This window comes from Mesorhizobium sp. M1066 (genome assembly GCF_040318635.1).
In the GTDB taxonomy this organism is placed as follows: domain Bacteria; phylum Pseudomonadota; class Alphaproteobacteria; order Rhizobiales; family Rhizobiaceae; genus Mesorhizobium.
Map to the genome: position 1 here is coordinate 430181 of NZ_JAMYMR010000002.1, position 20616 is coordinate 450796.

At 63.5% G+C, this 20616-nt stretch carries 20 protein-coding genes and 1 tRNA gene; 9 read left to right on the forward strand and 12 right to left on the reverse strand.

The features are described from left to right. Positions 1-6: 6 nt before the first annotated feature. The gene (locus NKH52_RS05095; RefSeq protein ID WP_352727795.1) at positions 7-1548 is read left to right on the forward strand and encodes a SpoVR family protein; all 1542 of its coding nucleotides are present in this window, start codon (positions 7-9) and stop codon (positions 1546-1548) included. Between the two features lie 24 nt (positions 1549-1572). Here the strand turns inward: NKH52_RS05095 and NKH52_RS05100 are convergent, their stop codons facing one another. From NKH52_RS05100 to NKH52_RS05110, 3 genes are read right to left on the reverse strand one after another with little or no spacing between them, the layout of a single operon-like run. Then, complete coding sequence (locus NKH52_RS05100) at positions 1573-2469, reverse strand: HlyC/CorC family transporter (RefSeq protein WP_128304682.1); 897 nt, start codon at positions 2467-2469, stop codon at positions 1573-1575. Then, positions 2466-3608: a 3-dehydroquinate synthase gene (gene aroB / locus NKH52_RS05105; RefSeq protein ID WP_352727793.1), complete on the reverse strand. Its 1143-nt coding sequence runs from the start codon at positions 3606-3608 to the stop codon at positions 2466-2468. The genes NKH52_RS05100 and aroB overlap by 4 nt, the downstream gene beginning before the upstream one ends. Next, positions 3605-4216 (reverse strand): shikimate kinase, encoded by a 612-nt coding sequence (locus NKH52_RS05110; RefSeq protein ID WP_352727791.1) that lies wholly within the window; start codon positions 4214-4216, stop codon positions 3605-3607. Before NKH52_RS05110 ends, aroB begins: the two co-directional genes overlap by 4 nt. Before the next feature lie 210 nt (positions 4217-4426). Between NKH52_RS05110 and NKH52_RS05115 the strand changes: the two genes are divergently transcribed. The 5 genes from NKH52_RS05115 (at position 4427) to NKH52_RS05135 (ending at position 8324) form a co-directional block, all read left to right on the forward strand. Then, positions 4427-4579, forward strand: coding sequence for a hypothetical protein (locus NKH52_RS05115; RefSeq protein ID WP_013529356.1), 153 nt, complete (start codon positions 4427-4429; stop codon positions 4577-4579). Between the two features lie 17 nt (positions 4580-4596). Continuing rightward, positions 4597-5514 (forward strand): site-specific tyrosine recombinase XerD, encoded by a 918-nt coding sequence (locus NKH52_RS05120; RefSeq protein WP_352727789.1) that lies wholly within the window; start codon positions 4597-4599, stop codon positions 5512-5514. A gap of 99 nt (positions 5515-5613) precedes the next feature. Beyond that, positions 5614-6564, forward strand: coding sequence for an acetyl-CoA carboxylase carboxyltransferase subunit alpha (locus tag NKH52_RS05125; protein ID WP_023811063.1), 951 nt, complete (start codon positions 5614-5616; stop codon positions 6562-6564). Positions 6565-6780: 216 nt separating this feature from the next. Beyond that, on the forward strand, positions 6781-8079 hold the full coding sequence (locus tag NKH52_RS05130) for a L,D-transpeptidase family protein (protein ID WP_352727787.1): 1299 nt from the start codon (positions 6781-6783) through the stop codon (positions 8077-8079). A gap of 8 nt (positions 8080-8087) precedes the next feature. After that, positions 8088-8324 carry a sulfurtransferase TusA family protein gene (locus NKH52_RS05135; RefSeq protein ID WP_164761850.1) on the forward strand — a complete coding sequence of 79 codons (237 nt, stop codon included), beginning with the start codon at positions 8088-8090 and terminating at the stop codon, positions 8322-8324. Positions 8325-8333: 9 nt separating this feature from the next. Here the strand turns inward: NKH52_RS05135 and NKH52_RS05140 are convergent, their stop codons facing one another. Together NKH52_RS05140 and NKH52_RS05145 are read right to left on the reverse strand one after the other, a co-directional pair. Further along, positions 8334-9452 (reverse strand): CobW family GTP-binding protein, encoded by a 1119-nt coding sequence (locus tag NKH52_RS05140; RefSeq protein WP_352727785.1) that lies wholly within the window; start codon positions 9450-9452, stop codon positions 8334-8336. Between the two features lie 3 nt (positions 9453-9455). Then, positions 9456-10619, reverse strand: coding sequence for a D-alanyl-D-alanine carboxypeptidase family protein (locus NKH52_RS05145; RefSeq protein ID WP_352727783.1), 1164 nt, complete (start codon positions 10617-10619; stop codon positions 9456-9458). A 211-nt stretch (positions 10620-10830) separates the two neighbouring features. Between NKH52_RS05145 and NKH52_RS05150 the strand changes: the two genes are divergently transcribed. The 3 genes from NKH52_RS05150 to NKH52_RS05160 all read left to right on the forward strand — a co-directional run bounded on the left by NKH52_RS05150 (position 10831) and on the right by NKH52_RS05160 (position 12827). Continuing rightward, a complete protein-coding gene (locus NKH52_RS05150; protein WP_352727781.1) occupies positions 10831-11994 on the forward strand; it encodes a M20 aminoacylase family protein in 1164 nt (387 codons plus the stop codon). 83 nt (positions 11995-12077) lie between these two features. Next, a tRNA-Arg gene (locus NKH52_RS05155) sits at positions 12078-12154 on the forward strand. Between the two features lie 112 nt (positions 12155-12266). Then, entirely contained in the window at positions 12267-12827 is a 561-nt protein-coding gene (locus tag NKH52_RS05160) for a cytochrome b (protein ID WP_352727779.1), read from the forward strand. A gap of 212 nt (positions 12828-13039) precedes the next feature. On the opposite strand, the gene NKH52_RS05165 is transcribed toward NKH52_RS05160, so the two are convergent. The 7 genes from NKH52_RS05165 to NKH52_RS05195 all read right to left on the reverse strand — a co-directional run bounded on the left by NKH52_RS05165 (position 13040) and on the right by NKH52_RS05195 (position 20445). Beyond that, positions 13040-13393, reverse strand: a complete 354-nt coding sequence (locus NKH52_RS05165) for a cupin domain-containing protein (RefSeq protein WP_127266678.1) — start codon at positions 13391-13393, stop codon at positions 13040-13042. A gap of 388 nt (positions 13394-13781) precedes the next feature. After that, the gene (locus tag NKH52_RS05170) at positions 13782-14675 is read right to left on the reverse strand and encodes a sugar phosphate isomerase/epimerase family protein (RefSeq protein ID WP_127295949.1); all 894 of its coding nucleotides are present in this window, start codon (positions 14673-14675) and stop codon (positions 13782-13784) included. Positions 14676-14740: 65 nt separating this feature from the next. Then, entirely contained in the window at positions 14741-15679 is a 939-nt protein-coding gene (locus NKH52_RS05175; protein ID WP_352442065.1) for an ABC transporter substrate-binding protein, read from the reverse strand. A 77-nt stretch (positions 15680-15756) separates the two neighbouring features. After that, entirely contained in the window at positions 15757-16755 is a 999-nt protein-coding gene (locus NKH52_RS05180) for an ABC transporter permease subunit (RefSeq protein ID WP_127266680.1), read from the reverse strand. Next, positions 16752-18296 carry a sugar ABC transporter ATP-binding protein gene (locus tag NKH52_RS05185; RefSeq protein ID WP_352733946.1) on the reverse strand — a complete coding sequence of 515 codons (1545 nt, stop codon included), beginning with the start codon at positions 18294-18296 and terminating at the stop codon, positions 16752-16754. Before NKH52_RS05185 ends, NKH52_RS05180 begins: the two co-directional genes overlap by 4 nt. Then, the gene (locus NKH52_RS05190; RefSeq protein ID WP_352733944.1) at positions 18293-19672 is read right to left on the reverse strand and encodes an FGGY-family carbohydrate kinase; all 1380 of its coding nucleotides are present in this window, start codon (positions 19670-19672) and stop codon (positions 18293-18295) included. Before NKH52_RS05190 ends, NKH52_RS05185 begins: the two co-directional genes overlap by 4 nt. Further along, positions 19669-20445 carry a DeoR/GlpR family DNA-binding transcription regulator gene (locus NKH52_RS05195; protein ID WP_352733942.1) on the reverse strand — a complete coding sequence of 259 codons (777 nt, stop codon included), beginning with the start codon at positions 20443-20445 and terminating at the stop codon, positions 19669-19671. The genes NKH52_RS05190 and NKH52_RS05195 overlap by 4 nt, the downstream gene beginning before the upstream one ends. Between the last annotated feature and the right edge of the window lie 171 nt (positions 20446-20616).

A 20616-nucleotide genomic window follows, 5' to 3' on the forward strand; every position in this document is an offset into this window, starting at 1 on the left:
TTCCCGATGGCCAGACAAGCGAGCAAATCCAGCCTGCTTTTCTCAGGGTCAGACTGGGATTTCAAAACATTGTCACGGGCCTATGACGCGATCGAGGCACTTGCGGTTGAAGAGCTTCATCTGGACACCTATCCCGTTCAGATGGAGATCATCTCGTCGCAACAAATGCTCGACGCCTATTCATCCATCGGCATGCCATTGATGTACCGTCACTGGTCTTTCGGCAAACATTTCCTCCACCAGGATCTGCTCTATCGCAAAGGCGGGCGAGGGCTTGCCTATGAACTGGTCATCAATTCCAATCCCTGCATCGTCTATCTGATGGAGGAAAACACCATGGCCCTGCAGGCCTTGGTGACGGCCCATGCAGCGCTCGGGCACAATCATTTCTTCAAGAACAATCAGCTGTTCAAACAGTGGACGGATGCGGGTGCGATCCTCGGCTACCTGGACTTCGCCAAGGGCTACATAGTCCGTTGCGAGGAGCGGCACGGCCTCGCCGCCGTCGAGGCTGTTCTCGATTCCGCCCACGCGCTGATGGATCAGGGCGTGTTTCGCTATCACCGGCCGCCGAGGCTGTCGTCGGAACGGCAGCGCGAAGGAATTCGCGAGCGTCTCGAATACGAGGAGCGCTCCTACAACGACTTGTGGCGTACGCTGCCGCCTTCCCAGCAAGCGACCAACGAGAAGGGCCAAGACCCGGAGCGGAAGAAATCGCTAAACCTTCCTGAGGAAAACCTGCTCTATTTCCTGGAAAAGAACAGCCCGGTCCTGGAGCCCTGGCAGCGTGAGATCATCAGGATCGTCCGCGTCATCGCGCAATATTTTTACCCGCAACGGCAAACACAGGTGATGAACGAAGGCTGTGCCACTTTCGTGCACTATACGCTGATGAACATGCTGTTCGACCGCGGCCAGATCAGCGAAGGCGCCATGCTCGAAATCCTGCGCAATCATTCCAACGTGATCTTCCAGCCGGCCTTCGACGATCAGCGCTTTTCAGGCATCAACCCCTATGCTCTCGGCCTCGACATGATGCAGGACATTCAGCGCATCTCGACCAAACCCACGGCCGAGGACCGCGATTGGTTTCCCGACATCGCCGGCCAGGGCAACTGGCGCGAGGTCCTGCTTGACGCCTGGGCCGATCATCGCGACGAATCGTTTATCCGCCAGTACCTCAGTCCGGCCATGATCCGGAAATGGCGGTTTTTTGTGCTCGGCGACGCTGCCGACCAACCGCATTGTCTGGTCGCCTCGATCCACGACGAGCGCGGCTACCGCAAGATACGCGACGCGCTCGCCAACAGTTACGATCTCGGCGCGAACCGGCCGGACATTCAGGTGGTGGATGTCGATCTGCTCGGCGACCGCCATTTGCGGCTGCAGCACAAGGTCAATGACGGCATCCTTCTCGAGGATGCCAGCCGCGATGCCACGCTTCGTCACATTCGCAGGCTTTGGGGATATGAAGTCAGCTTGGCGGCCATAGATGCCGAGACCGGCGCGACGATCCGCGAACGCTCGACCAGCCAGATCGCCGGATGACGTGCCCCGGCCTCCCTGCGCGTATCAGGTGTCGCCGGCTGGCCTGATCCTCAGCCTTGCGATCCGGTTCTTGTCGCGTTTCATGACGACGAAGCGCTTGCCGTGGAACGTAAAAGCCTGCTTCTCCTCGGGGATCGATTGCGTCTCGTGGATGACGAGGCCGGCAATGGTGGTGGCCTCTTCATCCGGCAGGTTCCAGTCGAGAGCCCGGTTGAGGTCACGGATGGGCACCGTACCGTCGACGACGACGGAGCCGTCGGCCTCCTGCTTGACGCCCTGTATGTCGACATCATGCTCGTCGGCGATCTCGCCGACGATCTCCTCGATAATGTCCTCCAGCGTCACCAGCCCTTCGACCTCGCCATATTCGTCGACGACGACGGCGAAATGCGCCTTGCGGCGCAGGAAGGCGTTGAGCTGTTCCTGCAAGGTCGTGGTGTCGGGCACGAACCAGGGTTTCGAGGCGATCTTCATCACGTCGATCCGGGAGAAATCGTTGCCGACTTCGTTCAAGGCGCGCAGCAGATCCTTCGCATGCAGCACGCCGACGATGTTGTCGAGCGAGCCTTTCCACAGCGGCATGCGGGTGTGCGGGCTTTGCAAAATCTCGCGCACCACCGCTTCCGGCGCATTGTCCGCATTGACCGAGCGCATGTTGGTGCGGTGGACCATGACGTCGGAGACTTCCAGCTCGGCGAGATCGAACAGCCCGCCGACGCGGTCGCGATCCTCGCGCACCACCTGGCCGTCGCGGCGGAAATCGTCGACCGCACCGCGCAATTCGTCCTGGCTGGAACGCTGCGGCTCGATGCGCGAAAGCTCGTATCCGAACATGGCAAGCAGGCGCGTGCGCACGGCAACGAGCAGCACGATGAGGATGGCAAGGACGGCGACGACGATCCAGCCGGGCTCGTTGGTCATCTCGGCCGCATCTTCTGCTGGTCAGGATGGTTTTCTGTCAGAAACGACAGCACTTCCGATGCCGGAACATCCTTGGCAATGAAAGCCTGGCCGATGCCGCGCGTCAGGATGAAGGTCAGCGCGCCGCGTGACACCTTCTTGTCCTGGGTGATGAAGGCAAGCAGAGCCTCGGCGTCAGGCAATTCGCCCGGGATGTCGGCTATCCGCCAAGGCAGGCCGACGGCGCGCAGATGCGACTCGACGCGCGCGGCATCGTCGGGGCTGGCCAGATTGAGCCGTGACGAGAACCGGTAGGCCAGCGCCATGCCGATTGCGACGCCTTCGCCATGGACGAGGCGGCTTCCGTCATATTGGGTGGCGGCTTCCAGCGCGTGGCCGAATGTGTGGCCGAGATTGAGCAACGCGCGGTCGCCGGTCTCGAATTCGTCGCGCGCAACCACATCGGCCTTGGCGCGGCAGGCTTCGGCAATAGCCTGCACCCTCTCCGGCCCGCCGGCAAAAACCTGGACCCAATTCTTTTCCAGCCAGGCGAAAAATTCCGGCCGGTCAATGAGCCCGTATTTGGCGAGTTCGGCATAGCCGGCGCGGAATTCCCTGATCGGCAGCGTGTCGAGCACTCCGGTGTCGGCCAGCACCAGTTTCGGCTGATGGAAGACGCCGACAAGGTTCTTGCCGCGTGGGCTGTTGATGCCGGTCTTGCCGCCGACCGAGGAATCGACCTGCGCCAGCAGCGAGGTCGGGATCTGCACGAAATTCATCCCGCGCCGCACAATGCCGGCGGCAAAGCCCGCAAGGTCGCCAATAACGCCGCCGCCGAAGGCGATGACGATGTCGCCTCGCTCCAGTTTCGCAGCCAGAACACCGTCGACCACTTCCTCGAGATGGGCAAAACTCTTGGTCTTCTCGCCGGGCGGCAACGTGATCACGGCGGTCTGGATGCCACCTGTTTCGAGGCTGGCCTGAAGGGCAGCGAGATGCGCTGCCGCGACATTGGCATCGGTGATAACCGCAGCGCGCGTGCCCGGCAGCCGGCGCGCAATCTCGGCGCCCGCGCGGGCCAACAACCCCGAGCCGATCAGAATGTCATAGGTCCGATCGCCAAGGCCGACTTCGACGGCAACGGGTGCATTGATGCTCACGATTCCACCTCGCCCGCCGCCGTCGTCTCATCGATGCCGAAATGCCGGCACAGCGCGTCCACCACCTCGGTCGCGATGACTTCCTTGCGGTCGTCGCGGGTCGGCACGGTGACGTCCGATGTCGCGTAGACCGGATAGCGCTCGCCCATCAGCCGCTCCAGCACGGCGCGGGGGTCGGCGCTTTTCAGGAGCGGCCGGTTCTGTTTCTTGGAGACGCGGTCCATCAGAAGGTCGAGTTCGGCCTTCAGCCATACCGACACGCCCTGCGCTGCAATCGCCTCGCGTGTCTGTACGTTCATGAAGGCGCCGCCGCCGGTCGATAGCACCTGCGGGCCGTTTTCCAGCACGCGCAGGATGACGCGCTGCTCCAGCGCCCGGAATTCGGTCTCGCCATAGCGCTCGAACAGTTCCGGAACGGTCATGCGCGAGACGCTTTCGATCTCCTGGTCGCTGTCGATGAAGGGCAGCGCCAGCATCGTCGCCACCTTGCGGCCGATCGCCGTCTTGCCGGCGCCCATCAGTCCGACGAAGACGACGGAACGGCTGCCCAGCCGGCCAAGCAACGCGGCGTGGGTCTCGTCTGGAGGATTTGCTGGCAGCGCGTTCATTGGATTGTTCGAGGGCCCTCTTTGCCGGCGTATCGACATGAAAAGCCCGTTTGCGTCAAGCGTGGCAAGTGCCTTGAACCCGATATGGACCGGCAGGGTCTGCATCAGAAGTTGCTAACAGGCCCCAGCTTCTTCCTTGAATTGGCCGGATTGGCGTCCCATAAGGGGACAGGGTTTGGAAACGCAGAACAAGAAGACGGGCGAAAATTGATGCCGACACTGTTTCGCTTTGTCGTGGTAACAGCGATTCTGGCTGGCATTGCCTATGGTACGATGTTCGCCCTGGTGATGTTCGTCGAGCCAAAGAAGGGGGAAATGAGCGTGCGCATCCCTCCGGAAAAGCTGAACCCCAAGAAAAGCTGAACCCGAAGAAAAATTGAATGAACAGCGCCGCCCGCATCGAAGCCTTTCTGGAAATGATGAGCGCCGAGCGGGGCGCGGCCGAAAACACGCTTTCCTCCTACCGCCGCGACCTCGAGGACGCTTCTGGCGCGATCGATGGCGGGCTGGCCACTGCCGCCGCCGCCGATATCCGCGCCTATCTCGACGACATTGCCGCCCGCGGCTTTGCAGCCACGTCGCAGGCGCGCAAACTGTCGGCGATCCGCCAGTTCTTCAAATTCCTTTACGCCGAAGGCCTGCGCGGCGATGACCCGACCGGCACGCTGGACAGTCCGAAAAAGGGCCGCCCGCTGCCCAAGACGATGAGCGAGGCCGACACCGGCCGGCTGATCGACCGTGCGGCACTTGAAGCCGGCGATGTCTCGTCGGGCGATGGGGACAGCCTGGCATCACTTCGCCTGCATGCGCTGGTCGAGGTGCTTTACGCCACCGGCCTGCGCGTTTCCGAGCTGGTCGGCCTGCCGGTGACGGTGGCGCAGCGCGACGACCGTTTCTTCATGGTGCGCGGCAAGGGCGACAAGGAGCGCATGGTGCCGCTGTCCGCCAAGGCACGCGCGGCGATGAAGACCTGGCTTGCCGCCCGTGCCAAGGTGCCCGCCTTTGCCGACAGTCCGTTCCTGTTTCCGGCCGCCTCCGACAGCGGCTATCTCTCGCGTCAAGTCTTCGCGCGTGACCTGAAAGGGCTGGCGGCAAGGGCCGGCATCGCCTCGGCGAAGATCTCGCCGCACGTGCTGCGCCATGCTTTCGCCAGCCATCTCCTGCAGAACGGCGCCGATCTCCGGGCCGTGCAGCAATTGCTTGGCCATGCCGACATATCGACGACACAGATTTACACCCATGTGCTGGAAGAGCGGCTGGTGCGGCTGGTCAACGATCATCATCCGCTTGCCGACTAGGCCTCATATCGCTATGTGAGGACGACATTTCACCGCCCGGAGCCTTGGATTCAAGGGTTCCGTCAGCCATTGCCTTCCGACGTATCGGTCCGCTCACGCATGTACAACTACCTCGATTTCGAAAAGCCGGTGCAGGACCTCGAGGGCAAGATCCTCGAGCTGAAGAAGCTTGCCGAGAACGGCGAGGCGGTCGATGTCGGCGACGAGATCAGCCGTCTCGAGAAGCGCTCCCGCGACGCGCTACGCGACGCCTACAAGGCGCTGACGCCGTGGCAGAAGGTGCAGGTGGCTCGCCATCCCGACAGGCCGCATTGCGTCGACTATATCAAGGGCCTGTTCACCGATTTCACGCCGCTGGCCGGCGACCGCAATTTCGGTGAGGACCAGGCGATCGTCGGCGGTTTCGCCCGTTTCCGCGGCGAACCCATTGCCATCATCGGCCAGGAAAAAGGTTCCGACACAGCCAGCCGCCTGAAGCATAATTTCGGATCGGTTCGCCCGGAGGGCTACCGCAAGGCGGTACGGCTGATGGAACTGGCCGACCGCTTCAAGATCCCGCTGCTGACGCTGGTCGACACGGCCGGCGCCTATCCCGGTGTCAACGCTGAAGAGCGCGGCCAGGCGGAGGCTATCGCCCGTTCAACCTCGACCTGTCTCGGCCTGAAAGTACCGTCGATCTCGGTGGTCATCGGCGAAGGTGGTTCGGGCGGAGCCATTGCCATCGCCACCGCCAACCGCGTCTACATGCTCGAACACGCCATCTATTCGGTGATTTCGCCGGAAGGCGCCGCCTCTATCCTGTGGCGCGACACGACGCGATCGAAGGATGCGGCAACCAACATGAAGATCACCGCGCAGGACCTTCTGGAGCTGAAGATCATCGACGCCATCATCCCCGAGCCGCTCGGCGGCGCGCATCGCGGCGCCGAAACCGTGATCGGCGCGACCGGAGACCTGATCGCCAGGACGATGAAGGACTTTGCCGGCGCCAACACCGATTTCCGCGAGCAGCGCCGCGAAAAATACCTGGCCATGGGCCGCAGTCTCTGACCGCAGGCAGCCTTGCCCGCCACAATGTGGCGGCTACGAGCATTTTTGCCACAAAAATGCCGCTGCATTCGGCTCAATGAGACTGCCGCAGGGGGATGCGTCGGCGCTTGCGGTAAGGAATTTGTTAGGGTTAACGGGCTTAGGGTCCGTCGATGTGCAGTGCAGCGGCCAGGCAGGAAACGTCCTGGCGCCAGAGAAAAGACGATATCCGCAGCCATGTTTATCAAGCTTGCCCGCACCGGAATCCTGATCGCCGCCCTCGGCGTTGCCGGCTGCAACAATTCGTCGATGAAGGATTTCGCGCCGGAGGCCAACAAGCCGCTGCCCGACAAGATCCTCGCCGACATGAGAGCCAAGGGCATGGTCCGCACCTCGTCGGTGATGGCCCGCATCTTCAAGGAAGAAGGCAAGCTCGAGATCTGGAAGGCCAAGACCAACGGCCGCTACGACATGGTCGCCAGCTACGACATCTGCAAATGGTCGGGCAAGCTCGGGCCGAAATACACCGAAGGCGACCGCCAGGCGCCGGAAGGCTTCTACACGGTGCGCCCGGCGCAGATGAATCCGCGCTCGAACTACCATCTGTCGTTCAACATCGGCTATCCCAACGCCTATGACCGCGCCAATGGCCGCACCGGCTCCAATTTGATGGTGCACGGCGCCTGCTCGTCGTCGGGCTGCTATTCGATGACCGATGCACAGATCGAGCAGATCTATGCCTTTGGCCGCGATGCCTTCCAGGGCGGCCAGACCGAGTTCCAGATCCAGGCGTTTCCGTTCCGCATGACCGCCGCCAACATGGCGCGCTACCGCAACGACCCCAATTACGACTTCTGGAAGATGCTGAAGGTCGGCTACGACAATTTCGAGATCACCAAGGTGCCGCCGAAGGTCGATGTCTGCGAGAAGCGTTATGTCTTCAACCAGGTTGCCGCCGACGGTCAGACATTCGATCCGACCGGCGCCTGCCCGGCGACCACGCAACCTGATTCGCTGAAGAGCGCCTACAATTCCTACATGAGCACCTACGACGCTGCGTTCAGCGGCGCGGTCAAGGCCAGCGTGCCGGCGCCCAAGCCGACCATCGCCGGTATCAAGGAAGCCAGCATCGTCTCCGACTGGTCCAAGCGCCGCGCACGCGGCGAACGCGTGCCGATCGATCCGCCGTCGCTCAACAATGACGGCTCGGTCACCGAGACGGCACGCATGGGCCGCATCGATTCGCCTGCCGGCCGCAAGATGGCCGCTCTTGACGCCGAAAAAGCTGCCAAGCAGAAGGCCGAGGAGCAGAGGCTCGCTGCCATAGCGGCGGCCAAGCAAGCCAAGGAAGCCGCCAAGGCTCAGGCTCTGGCCGAAAAGGCGGCCGAAAAGGCCGCCAAGGAAGCCCCTGTCGCCACCGCGACCATCGCGGCCCCTTCGGAAGCGGCACCGATGGCTGAGACGCAAGCGGCGAGTGCCGACGAGAGCCGCGTGACGAAGCTGAAGAACAAGCTGCTCGGCATGTTCGGCGGTTGATTTCGCCCGTGGATGATCGCGCCGCTATTTATGACCTCAAGGGGCTGAACTGCCCCTTGCCCGTGCTCAAGGCCAAGAAGCGCTTGGCCGGGATGCAACCGGGCAGCCGGCTCTGGCTGGAGACCACGGACCCGCTCGCCGTCATCGACATTCCGGCATTCTGTTCGGAGAGCGGCCACCAGTTGATTGAAACGGCGGCGGTCTCCGGCGGCCATCGCTTCCTGGTCGAGCGCGGCGCTCCGTAATCATGGGGGCTACCGCCCGGCAATCGCCAGCGGGTTGTTTTCCAGCGCGGCGCGGTCGGGCGTGTCGATCGACGGCCGGTTGGTGAAGGCGGCGAACAGCCTGCGGATATAATCTTCGGGCATATCGAGCGTGATCAGCACCAGCCGCGTGCCGCGCTGGCCATCGGGCCAGGACGGCAGTTGCACCGGCGGATGCAGGATTTTCTGTACGCCATGGATCACCAGCGGCCGCGACGGGTCTTCCCTGAGTTCGATGACGCCCTTCATGCGCAGCAGATGCTCGCCATGCGTCGAACGCAGCAGGTCGAGGAACATCTCGATCGCCGAAAACGGCACCGGGCCGTCATGCACCAACGAATAGGAACGCACGCGCGAATCGTGGCGATGCCCATGGTCACGGCCATGTTCGTGATCATGCCCATCATCATGATCATGATGATGGTGATCATGCGCTGCTTCCTCGCCCAGCCAGCGCCGCACATCGGCGGATTTGGTTGCAGGGTTGTAGAGGCCGCAGTCAAACAGCGCCGCCACGCCTGTCTCCGTGTCGCCGGCATCGAGCAGTTCGGCGCCCGGATTGATCTGCCGCAGGCGCGCCCGAAGCATTTCCAACTCATTGGGATCGGCGACCAGATCGGCTTTGCTGAGCACGATGCGATCGGCGACGGCAGCCTGCTTCACCGCCTCGACATGGGCATCGAGCGTGGCGTTGCCGTTGACGGCATCGACCAGAGTGATGACGCCGTCGAGCCGGAAGGCCTGGATCAGCGCCGGATGCGCCATGATCGACTGCAGCACCGGCGCCGGGTCCGCCAAGCCGGTGGTCTCGACGATGACGCGGGCCAGACGGGCGATGCGGCCGGTCTGCAGCCGGTCGACCAGATCGGCCAGCGTATCGACCAGTTCGCCGCGCACCGTGCAGCACAGGCAGCCGTCCGACAGCTGGATGATGCCGTCGGAAGACTGCTCGACCAGCAGATGGTCGATCGGCACCTCGCCGAACTCGTTGATGATCACCGCCGTATCGGCCAGCGCCGGACCCTTGAGCAGCCGGTTGAGCAGCGTCGTCTTGCCGGCGCCGAGGAAACCGGTCAGCACCGAGACTGGGATCGGGAAGCCGCTCGCCATTGGCTAGTTCGCAACCTTGGCCGGCTGGTCGCCCTGTGCGGCGGAGCCGGCAATTTTCGGGCCGGTGCCGGCCGGTGCCGGCCTGTCGGGCCGCCAGCTCGGGATCGGCACATCGGCATATTCCTGGGCGCCCTGGTCGAGGATGGCCTTCGGCGCCGGACCGGTGGCGCCGCCAAGGCCGACGGCAACCAGCGTCGGCACATGGTCGAGCTTTTCCTGATACGGCGATTTCGGCACGTTCTTGGCGACGACCGGCGGTGCCTCGGACTGTTCCGCAGGCGCCTTCTTCCTGCAGACCTCGTCCTGCATGTCGTTGGGCGAGACGGTGTCGCCATAGGGCGCCAGCGTGGTGACGGTGGCCGAACCGGCGGCCGGCGTGTCAAAACCCTGGTCGAGCAATCTCGCGGCGGTCTCGGCGCGGGTGACCGCCGATTTCTCGCCAAGCACAACCGCGACCAGCGTGCGCCCATTGCGCGTCGCCGAACCGATCATGTTGAAGCCCGAAGGGCAGACAAAGCCGGTCTTCATGCCATCGGCGCCGGGATAGCGGCCGATCAGCAGATTGTAGTTGGGAATAGCCTTCTTGCCGACGGCAAGGCCCTCGATCGAGAACCACGGCGCGTATTGCGGAAATTCGCGGCGGATCGCCATCACCAGCACGGCGAGGTCGCGCGCCGTCGTGTACTGGTCAGGCGAAAAAAGCCCATTCGGATTGACGAAATGCGTGCCGTTCATGCCGAGCCGGGCGGCCTCCGCATTCATCCGTTCGGCAAAGGCCGCCTGCGAACCGCCGACATTTTCGCCCACCGCCATGGCGATGTCGTTGGCCGATTTGACCAGCATCATCTTCAGCGCGTTGTCGAGCCGCATCACCGAGCCCGGCTTGAAGCCCATCTTGCTTGGCGGCTCCCCGGCGGAATGCTTAGTCACCTTGATCGGCGAATCAAGCTGCACCTCGCCGGCGGCGATCGCCCGAAAGGTGACATAAGCGGTCATCAGCTTGCTCAGTGATGCCGGATACCAGCGCTTGAACGCATCCTGATGTTGCAGGATCTTGCCGCTGCCGAGGTCGAACACGACCACCGGATTGGCCAGCGCCGGCCCGGCCAGGACCGACAGCGCGATTGTGCCAGCCGAGAATAGTTTGAGGAAATGCCTGTACCGCATGATCAAATCCGAAATCGCCTCTTGCCGTAGTCGCCCCTGGCTCCGTAAGATTTCGTTACGCGATCGCCAGCATATGGTCCGACCCTCAAAACCCGGACCCATTGTTGCGGTGCTATTTACTCTATGTGACGCCAAGATGGCAAAGTGCCTGGCGATCACAATTGCAAGGCAGCGGCCAACGCCGCTGTCCCAACAGCGAGATGGAACCATCATGCCAATCCTGAACCGTGCCGCCGAAATGCAGGACGAAGTTGCCGGCTGGCGCCAGCATCTGCACCAGACGCCAGAACTGAACTTCGACGTCTTCAAGACCGCCGCCTTCGTCACCGAGAAGCTGAAGGCTTTCGGTTGCGACGACGTGGTCACCGGCCTCGGCAAGACCGGCGTGGTCGGCATCATCCGCGGCCGCCAGGGCGAAGGCCCGACCATCGGCCTGCGCGCCGACATGGACGCGCTGCCGCTCAACGAGATATCAGGCAAGCCCTACGCCTCGACCGTCCCCGGCAAGATGCACGCCTGCGGCCATGACGGCCACACGGCGATGCTGCTGGGCGCGGCCAAATACCTCGCCGAGACGCGCAACTTCACCGGTTCGGTGGCGGTGATCTTCCAGCCGGCCGAAGAGGGCGGCGGCGGCGGCAACGAGATGGTCAAGGACGGCATGATGGAGCGTTTCGACATCTCCAAAGTGTTCGGCATGCACAACATGCCGGGCCTGCCTGTCGGGCAGTTCGCCATTCGCCCTGGCCCGATCATGGCGGCGACCGCCGAGTTCACCATCACTGTGCGCGGCAAGGGCGGCCACGCGGCGATGCCGCACGGCACGATCGACCCGATCGTCATCACCAGCCAGTTGGTCGGCGCCTTGCAGACGATCGCCTCGCGCAGCACCGACCCGGTCGAGGCCGTGGTGGTGTCGGTGACCAAGTTCCACGCCGGTGACGCCTACAACATCATCCCCGAAACCGCTGAAATCGCCGGCACCGTGCGCACCTTGCGCAAGGAGATCGCCAAGAAGTCCGAAGAGCGCATCCGCAGCATCTGCGACGGGCTGGCGACCGCGTTCGGGGCAAAGATCGAGGTCGACTATCAGGCAAATTACCCCGTGACCTTCAACCACGCCGAAGAGACGGTGTTTGCCGGTGATGTCGCGATGAGTGTCGCCGGCGACGCCCATGTCCACCGCGGCATCCAGCCGGTGATGGGCGGCGAGGATTTCTCCTATATGCTGGAGGCCCGCCCCGGCGCCTTCATCTTCATCGGCAATGGCGACACCGCCGGTCTCCACAACCCGGCCTACGACTTCAACGACGAGGTCATCCCGCACGGCATGAGCTACTGGGTGAAACTGGCGGAAACCGCGCTGGCCGCCTGACGGCGGCAGCGCAAAGCCGGCCGAATTGCCTTCGGCCGGCCTCTTGGCGAAACGATCCGAAGCGGCTATGTGTCTGGCCGCGTGGTCCCGTAGCTCAGTAGGATAGAGCGGCAGATTCCTAATCTGTAGGTCACAGGTTCGATTCCTGTCGGGATCACCACGCTTTTCAAAGACTTGGTGAGCCGCCATACTTCTTCGCGAAATTGGCCCGCTGGAGCGGATGAAACCATCACGCCCTCCTTCTTGCATTTGACAACAGTCGAGCTTCGGATGTGAAGGAGAACCCTCGCCTGCGCTGGCATTTCGGCATTCGTCTGTTGCATTGGCTGACCGTGATCGCGCTCGCGGCGCAAATCGCCGTTGCCTTTGGGCCGATGGACGGGCCGGGTATGGCGACGATGAACTGGCTTCCGCTTCACATGTCGATCGGCGTGACAATCCTTGCCATCATCGTCCTCAGACTTTGCTGGCGCATCTTTACCCGCGCCCCTGTCAGGCAAGCCTCACGGCCCATGCGGTTTGCGACGGCTTTCTTCCATATGTTTCTCTACGTTGCGATTCTCGCCGTCCTGATAACGGGATGGCTGGGCTACCGGCCAATGCCTTTCATGCCTCCCGCGCGGCTTTTCGGAAACTTGCCTGTGCCGTTGGCGCCGTCCGTCAGCGCGCTTTCGGCAAGGGGATTCGCAGTCATCCATGCAAAGCTGGTCTGGGTATTGCTTGGACTTGCCGGTGTTCACATCCTGGCTGCCCTGGTGCATTTCGTGCTGCTGCGCGATGGCGTCATGCGAAGCATGTTCTTCAACCGGTCGAACACCGCATCGCGGGAATAGAAAATGCCGCTTGCAGATGAGGACGGCTGCTCATGCCATCGCCACAAACCTCCCGCCACGATAACCGCATAGCCCGCGGCCTGGCTATTGCGACAGAGCAACGAACACGCCAGGTTCAGGCGTGCCGCGCCTGCTCCGGGATGCGGCAGTGATACGGTCCTGCCGTGACAGCAACCGCACCGTTTTTCCGCACGCGGGGTCGCCGATCCGCCTCAGCCAACCCTGACGACAAAATGCTTCGTCACCGGCTCGATAATCTTCCAGGTTCCCTTGAAATCCGCTTCCACCACGAAGGCATCGCCGGGGCCGACCTCGACCGGCGTGCCGCCGTCCGGCGTGATGATGATGCGGCCGGCGATCATGTGCACGAACTCGTAGTCGGTATAGGTCGCGTGATAGGTGCCGGGCGTCGCGCGCCAGGTGCCCGACAACACCTTGCCGTCCTCGGTCGTGTGCTGGACGGCGGTTTGCATGGTCGGCTTGCCCTCGACGACGATCCAGCCAGCCAGATCGCCGGCGTCCGCGTGTTCGACGGTGCCGAATTTGAGGATTGTCTCGCGTGTCATGTGCTGGGCTCCGTTTGGTGGATTGCGTGGCGTTGTTTGCCTGGCCGGTCAGATAACCGATGCACCTGCCGCGAGCAATGCCGGCGCCATACGGCTGGCACGCCAACGAACTCGGGTTAACAGGTTCCCTCGGAGCCTTTCGCCGATACGTTGGCTTACGGAGCATCAAACGAAAAACCCGCCTGTGCGGCGGCTCGCTGGCGCAAATCAGCACCATGGGCAAAAATGTACCATAGCTGAGGTCACCGGGTCAAGAAAAAATTCCTATCTCGGGAAAAATGGCGGGACAAAAGCTGCCAAAACTGGCTACCACGGGGCCTTTTGTTAATCCGGGTTCGGAACCCCGCCATGCGGCGCACGCCGCGTCCTTCGGCTCTCGACGGGCGGGTCAGGGTTTGTGCCGTGCCGAGACGAGTTCCGCCTTGCGCCTTGCCGTCTCCAGCCCGAGCCCGATGAAGGCGCGCGCGTGCTTGGCCAGCGCCATGTTGTCCGTCCAGAGATTGCGCCAGATCGCGGTCTTCTTCGACAGGTTCTCATCGACGATTTCCGACGAGAAGGATTCGAAGCTGAGGTCGTCGCTGTAGCCGATGGCCGTCAGCGCATCGAAGATCGCGGCGAAATCGATATTGCCGGTGCCGAGGAAACCGCGATGGCTCTCGCCGATATGGACATAGCCGATCTTGTCCGCGGCTTGACGGATGGCCAGCCCGACATCGGCCTCCTCGATGTTCATGTGGAAGGTGTCGAGATGCAGGAAGATGTTGTCCGAGCCTGTGTCCTCGATGAAGGCCAGCCCTTGCGCGGCGGTGTTGAGCAGGTTGCTTTCGAAGCGGTTGACGATCTCGAGGTTGAGCGTGACGCCGGCCGCCTTGGCTGTCTCGGCAACCTTGGCCAGCGTGCCGGCGCTGCGCTGCCATTGATCGCGTGTCGGCGCCTCGACCTGCAATCCGTGGCTGGTCGAGAGAATGCCGGCGACCTTCCGGCCGCCGAGATCGCGCGTCAGCGCGATGGTGTCGTTGAGGATTTCGACGCCGCGCGCGGCAATCGCCTTGTCGGCGCTCGAAATATCGCCATCAACAGGCAATCCGATGCTGATCGCCACGCCGAGGCCAAGATCGGCGATGCGCCTGGCGAGCCCGCCGATGTCGACATTGGCGGGGTCGAGATAGGAGAATTCGATGAGGTCGAAGCCGGCCTCCCTGGTGTTGGTCAGCGTGCGCTCGAGATCTGCCTGAGCCGAGCTCGCCGACCAGACGAAAGAATGGATTCCAATACGCGACATCATCGTCTCCGGTGCTGACAAGAGGTGCGGCCGGGTCATCCCGGCCGCACCGGCTTGGGAAGGATTTAGCGGGCCGCGGTCCAGCCCTTGTAGTCCTTCAGGTTCTCGGCCGTGATCAGCTTCGGGTCGAGCAGCACGGTCGGCTCCGTCGGCTTCTTGCCGGCCAGAAGTTCGGCCGCCATCGTCAGTGACTGGCCGGCCATCACATAAGGATCCTGCGAGGCCGAGGCCTTGATCATCGAGGTGCCGGAGGAGAGTTCCTTCTCGATATCGGGCGCGCCGTCGACGGCGGTGAAGATGAACTCCGAGCGGTTGAGCTGCTTGGCGGCAAGCTGGGCGCCGATCGCCGTCGGATCGTTGATGGCAAACACCGCATCGATCTTGTCGAAGCGGGTGAGCAGCGACTGGAACACCTTCAGGCCGCCGTCGCGCGAGCCTTCGGCATTCTGGTCGTCGGAGAGGATCTTGATGTCGGGATGCTGCGCCAGCACGTTCTTGCAGCCCTTCACCCGCTCCAGGATCGAGGACGATGCCGGTCCGTTGAGGATGACGTAGTCGCCCTTGCCGCCGGTGTGGTCGACCAGGTACTGGCAGGCCTCTTCGCCGGCCTTGACGTTGTTGGTCATCACGGTCACGTCGGCGCCCGGCGCCGAAACGTCGAAGGCGGCAACGACGATACCCGCAGCCTGTGCCTTCTTCACCGCCGGCGCGATCGCCTTGGCGTCGACGGCATTGAGCATGATCACGTCGACACCGGCGGCGATGAATGAATCGACCTGCGAGACCTGCTTGTTGAGGTCATAGTCGGCCGACACCGAGGTCACCTCGACCTTCGGGTTGATCTTCTTGGCCGCGTCCTCGATGCCCTTGATGGTGGCGACGAAGAAGGGATTGCCGAGCAGGCCGACCGAGATGCCGACCTTGTTGAGGTCCTTGGCCGAAGCAGGCGCGATGGCGAGCGACGCGAGTGCGACGCCGCAGAGCAGTTTGGCGATGGTCTTCATTGCTTTCCTCCGATTGCCCCGCGCCTCTCACGGTGCGTTACATGAAACCGGTCGTTGACGCCGGCGACTAAGGTCAATCACGTTCTTGCTCCTGCCTGGAGCCTGTAGCGGTCGAGGGCGACCGCCACGATGATGACCAATCCCTTGATGATGTACTGCCAGATGTCGGAGACACCGGCCAAGATGAGCCCGTTGGAGAGCACCGCGATGATCAGGCCGCCGATCAGCGTGCCCCAGATCGAGCCGACGCCGCCGACGAAGCTGGTGCCGCCGAGGATGACCGCGGCAATGGCGTCGAGTTCGTAGGACTGGCCCAACTGCAAGCCGTTGGCGGCGTAGAGCCGGGCCGCCGACATGGCGCCGCCAAGACCGGCCAGCAGGCCGGAAACCCCATAGACGAAGAGCAGCACCAGCGGCACCTTGATGCCGGTCAGCCGCGCCGCTTCGGCATTGCCGCCGACGGCATAGATCCAGGTGCCGAGCACCGTGCGCTTCAGCACCAGCCAGGACAGCACGACCACCGACAGCGCGATGATGACCAGCCATGGAATGCCGAACAGCGAACCGTTGCCGATGAAATCGAACGGCAGGTCCGAGTTGAATACCGTGGTGTCCTGGCCGAGCAGGCGGGCAACACCGCGCACCGCGGTCAGCGAACCCAGCGTGACGATGAAGGGCGGCAGCTTGATGTAGGCGATGAGCAGCCCGTTGATGAGGCCGAAGCCCAGCCCGACCAGAATGGCCGCCGGCACGCCGAGCAAACCCCAGTCCGGCACCAGCGACACCATCACCGCCACCATCGCCGATGCGGCGAGGATGGCGCCGACGGACAGGTCGATGCCGCCGGTCAGGATGACGAAGGTCATGCCGGCCGCCAGCACGATGTTGATCGACGACTGCTGGGTGACAATCAACAGGTTGGTCTCGGTCAGGAAGCGCGGGTTCAGGAACTGGAAGCCGGCCGCCAGCAGGATCAGCACCGGCAGCATGCCAAGGGCAGCGAAAGCCGTGCGCAACCGTCGGCTCGTGCCGGTGGCCTGGCCGCCTGCGCTGATCTCGGTCGCCTTGTCGGTCATTGCTGAGCCGCTCCCGTTGCAAGTTCCATGATTTTCTCCTGGCTTAGCGGTTCGCCTTGCGATGCCGTCACCTCGCCCGATATCGTGCCATCGCGCATCACCAGCACGCGGTCGGCGACGCCGATCACCTCGGGCAGTTCGCTGGAGATCATCAGGATGGCGATGCCCTGCTTGGCGAGATTGTCGATCAGCCGGTAGATTTCCGACTTTGCCCCGACATCGACGCCGCGGGTCGGCTCGTCGAGGATGACCACCTTCGGCTCGGTCTCGAGCAGGCGGGCGAGCAGCACCTTCTGCTGGTTGCCGCCGGACAGCGAGCCGGCATTGGCCTGCACCGAACCGGTGCGGATGGAGAGATCGGCAACGGCCTTGGAAGCGCGCCTTTCGGCGGCCGCGAAGTCGCGCAAGCCGCCGGCGCGCGAATCCCGCGCCAGCACGCCCATGCTGATGTTGTCGGAAATCGACATGTCGAGGAACAGGCCGAGTTCCTTGCGGTCCTCGGTCAGATAGGCGATGCCGGCATCGAGCGCCTCGCGCGGCGAGCCGATGGTTACAGGTTTGCCGTCGAGTTCCAGCGTGCCTGACGCGCGCCTGTCGGCGCCGAAGATCAGCCGCGCAAGCTCGGTACGGCCGGAACCGACCAGACCCGCCAGCGCCAGCACCTCGCCCTTGTGCAGGTCGAACGAACAGTCTTTCAGGAGACGGCCGTCGGACATGCCACGCACCGAGAGCGCCACCGCGCGCTTTTCGTCCGGCGGCCGATGATCCTTCTTGTAGAAAGCCGACAGATCGCGGCCGACCATCATCGAGACGAGGCGCGAGGCGCTGAGGTCGGCACGTTCGAGCGTACCGACATAACCGCTGTCGCGCAGCACGCTGACGCGATCGGCAAGCTGGTAGACCTCTTCCATGCGGTGACTGATGTAGATGATGGCGATGCCTTGCGATTTCAGCGTCGCGATGACCTCGAACAGCCGGTCGGTCTCGCGCGAGGTCAGCGACGTCGTCGGCTCGTCCATGACGATGATGCGCGCATTGGTCGACAGCGCGCGGGCGATCTCGACCAATTGTCGCTCGCCGAGCGACAGGCTGGAGACCATGTCGCGGGCCGAAAAGGAGACGCCCAGACGCGCGATGATCTCCCTGGCGCGCCGGGTGCACTGGTCACGATCGACGATGCCGAAGCGTCGCGGCTCGTTGCCGAGGAAGATGTTCTGCGCCACCGTCAGATTGGGCGCCAGCGACAGCTCCTGATAGATCACCGCGACGCCGCTGGCGCGCGCCTTGATCGGATCGCCGGTCGCGGCCGGCATGCCGTCGATCAGGATCTCGCCACCGGCATCCGGCCGATAGGCGCCTGAAAGCACTTTCATCAATGTCGACTTGCCGGCGCCGTTCTCGCCCATCAAGGCGTGCAGCTCGCCGGCATGGACGCTCAGCGAGACATCGTGCAAGGCACGAATCGCGCCGAACGTCTTGGAGATGTGGCGCATCTCCAGCACCGGCTGGCGCGCGGTCTCGGCCTTGGCAATCGCACTCATCGCGCGCCTCCCACCGCCGCACCAGCGACGCCCCGGTCCATGGTGGCGGCACGCCAATTGCCGCGATAGCCTGCCAACCCGGTGAAACGCGACGCGCGCACCGGCTCCGGAACTTCGGCGGCGAATTCGCGCCCAACGCTCTTGAAGGCGAGCGCCGCTGCACCGGTGGCACTGCCCTCCAGCGTGGCGCCCTGCAGGAAAGCCTGGTCGGGACGCAATTGCGCCAGCAGTCCGGCGAGCAGACCGCCCGTGTTCAGCCCTCCATCGACGATCACGGTGTTGTTCGAATGGATGAGGTCGAGGCAGAGATCGACCATCAGCGCGACGTAGAGCAGCGCCGTGGCCGCGCGTTCCTCGGCATTGGGCGCGCGCCCCGCCAGTCGGCCGGAATGCCCCGCCATCGGCCCGCCTGGCGCGAAGCTCGGCAGCGCCATGATGCCGGCATCGATCACCCGCTGCACCGCCGGGCCGGCGATCTCGCCTTGCCAGCCGGCGCTGATGGTTGCGAATTCGCGCCCGCCCATGAAGCGGATGGTCGGCACCGAGCCGCCGCCGACATCGACATTGACCAGCATGTCGCGATCCCGGTCGAGCGCGTCGAGCGGGCAGTCCGGATTGAGCACGACGACCCAGGTGCCAGTAGAAACGACGGTGACCGGGCCAAGCTCCTGCCGGCGATAGGCATGCAGCGCTGCATTCGAGTCATGGACGCCGTTGTGGATGGCGATCGGCTCCGCTGCATCGCCGAGGCGGTGCTCGCCGATAACAGTGCCGGCGCGCTCGAAGGCAGGCATTCGGTCACGCCAGCCCTGCGCGTCGACCAGCGAGGAAAAATCTTGGCGGCGCGGCGCCCACAAATGCGAATGGCAGCCGAGATAGGATACTTCCGAGACCGCCCGTCCGCCAAGGCGCCAGCTCCAGTATTGCGGATAGCCGAGGATCGATTTCGACGCAGCGAACGCGTCCGGATCGACCTCCTGCAGCCACAGCATATGGCGGCCGTAATTGAAGCCGAGCGGCAGCCGCGGCGAGAACGTCTCGGAAAAGTCAGGAATGCGGCGGTCGATCCGCGCGGCAATCTCGGCCGGCGGCTCTTGCTCGTAATCGAGGATCGGATGCGTCAGCGCCGCCTCGTCGACCAAGGCAAAGGTGCAGCCATGGCCCGACACCATGACCCCTTCCACTCCATGACCATCGACCGCATCGGCAACGGCGCTGAGCGCCCAATGGTGGAGCGCTGCCTCGTCGAGCACGCTGAAGCCGTCTTGGCGCACCCATTTCGGCTGTGTCCGGCGCTCGTCGATGATCCGCCCGTCCTGGCCGAAGACGAACAGCTTCGAATTGGTCTTGCCGAAATCGAGGACAGCCACCTTCACTGGATGGCTCCCGAGGCTATCCGCACCATGACGCCGGCATCTTCCAGCATGCGCGCATCGGCGTCGGAGAGACCGTCGTCGGTGACCAGCGTGCCGATGCGGGAAAGCGGCAGCGCGACATTGCGCGCTTGGATCGACAGTTTGCGGCTGTCGGCCAGCACCACGATCTGGTCGGCGCAGAGGCTGAGATCGACGATCGAGCGTACCAGCAGCGGGTGCGATTCCATCACGCCTTCCTGGCCAAGGCCTTGCGCGCCGAGAAAGAATTTGGAGGCGTAGAAGGGCACGGCCTGGGTGAGCGAATGGATGATGCCGGGTTCGCGATGCAGATCACCCCCCGCAACCGTCAGGCTGCAATGGCCGTGGTCGCTGAGATAGGCCGCCAGCGGCATCGAGTTGGTGTAGAGGCGGATGTTGCGCTCGGCGAGCTTGACCCCGAGATGGAAGCAGGTCGAGCCGCCATGCACGACGACGGCGTCGCCGTCACGCACCATGGTCGCCGCGAGAGCGGCGATCTGCCGCTTGGCCTCGACCGCAAGGTCGCGGTTCTCGTCATAGGGCCGGGCGTAGGCGACACCGGCTTGGGAAGCGCCGTCGAGCGCCGAGATGCCGCCATAGACCTTCCGCGCTTCGCCGGCCTCGTCGATCCTGTCGATATCACGCCTGACCGTCGCGGCCGAAACGCCAAGCCGTTCCTGCAGCTCGCGCACCGAAGCGAACGGACGATCCCGCAGCAGTTCGACGATCTGACGCTGGCGGCCGGAGTCGCTCAATTCTTTCCTCCCGAATGCCATTTTCCATGGCAGTTGGCGCAACTTACTCAACATTAGCCGGATTGCAAGCGGGTTTTGATGATAGTAGATCACTATTGACGTAGATCACTCGTATCTGCGATATCAGCGCCAATTCGACCCCGGCAACGGGATTTCGCGCAGGACACGGCC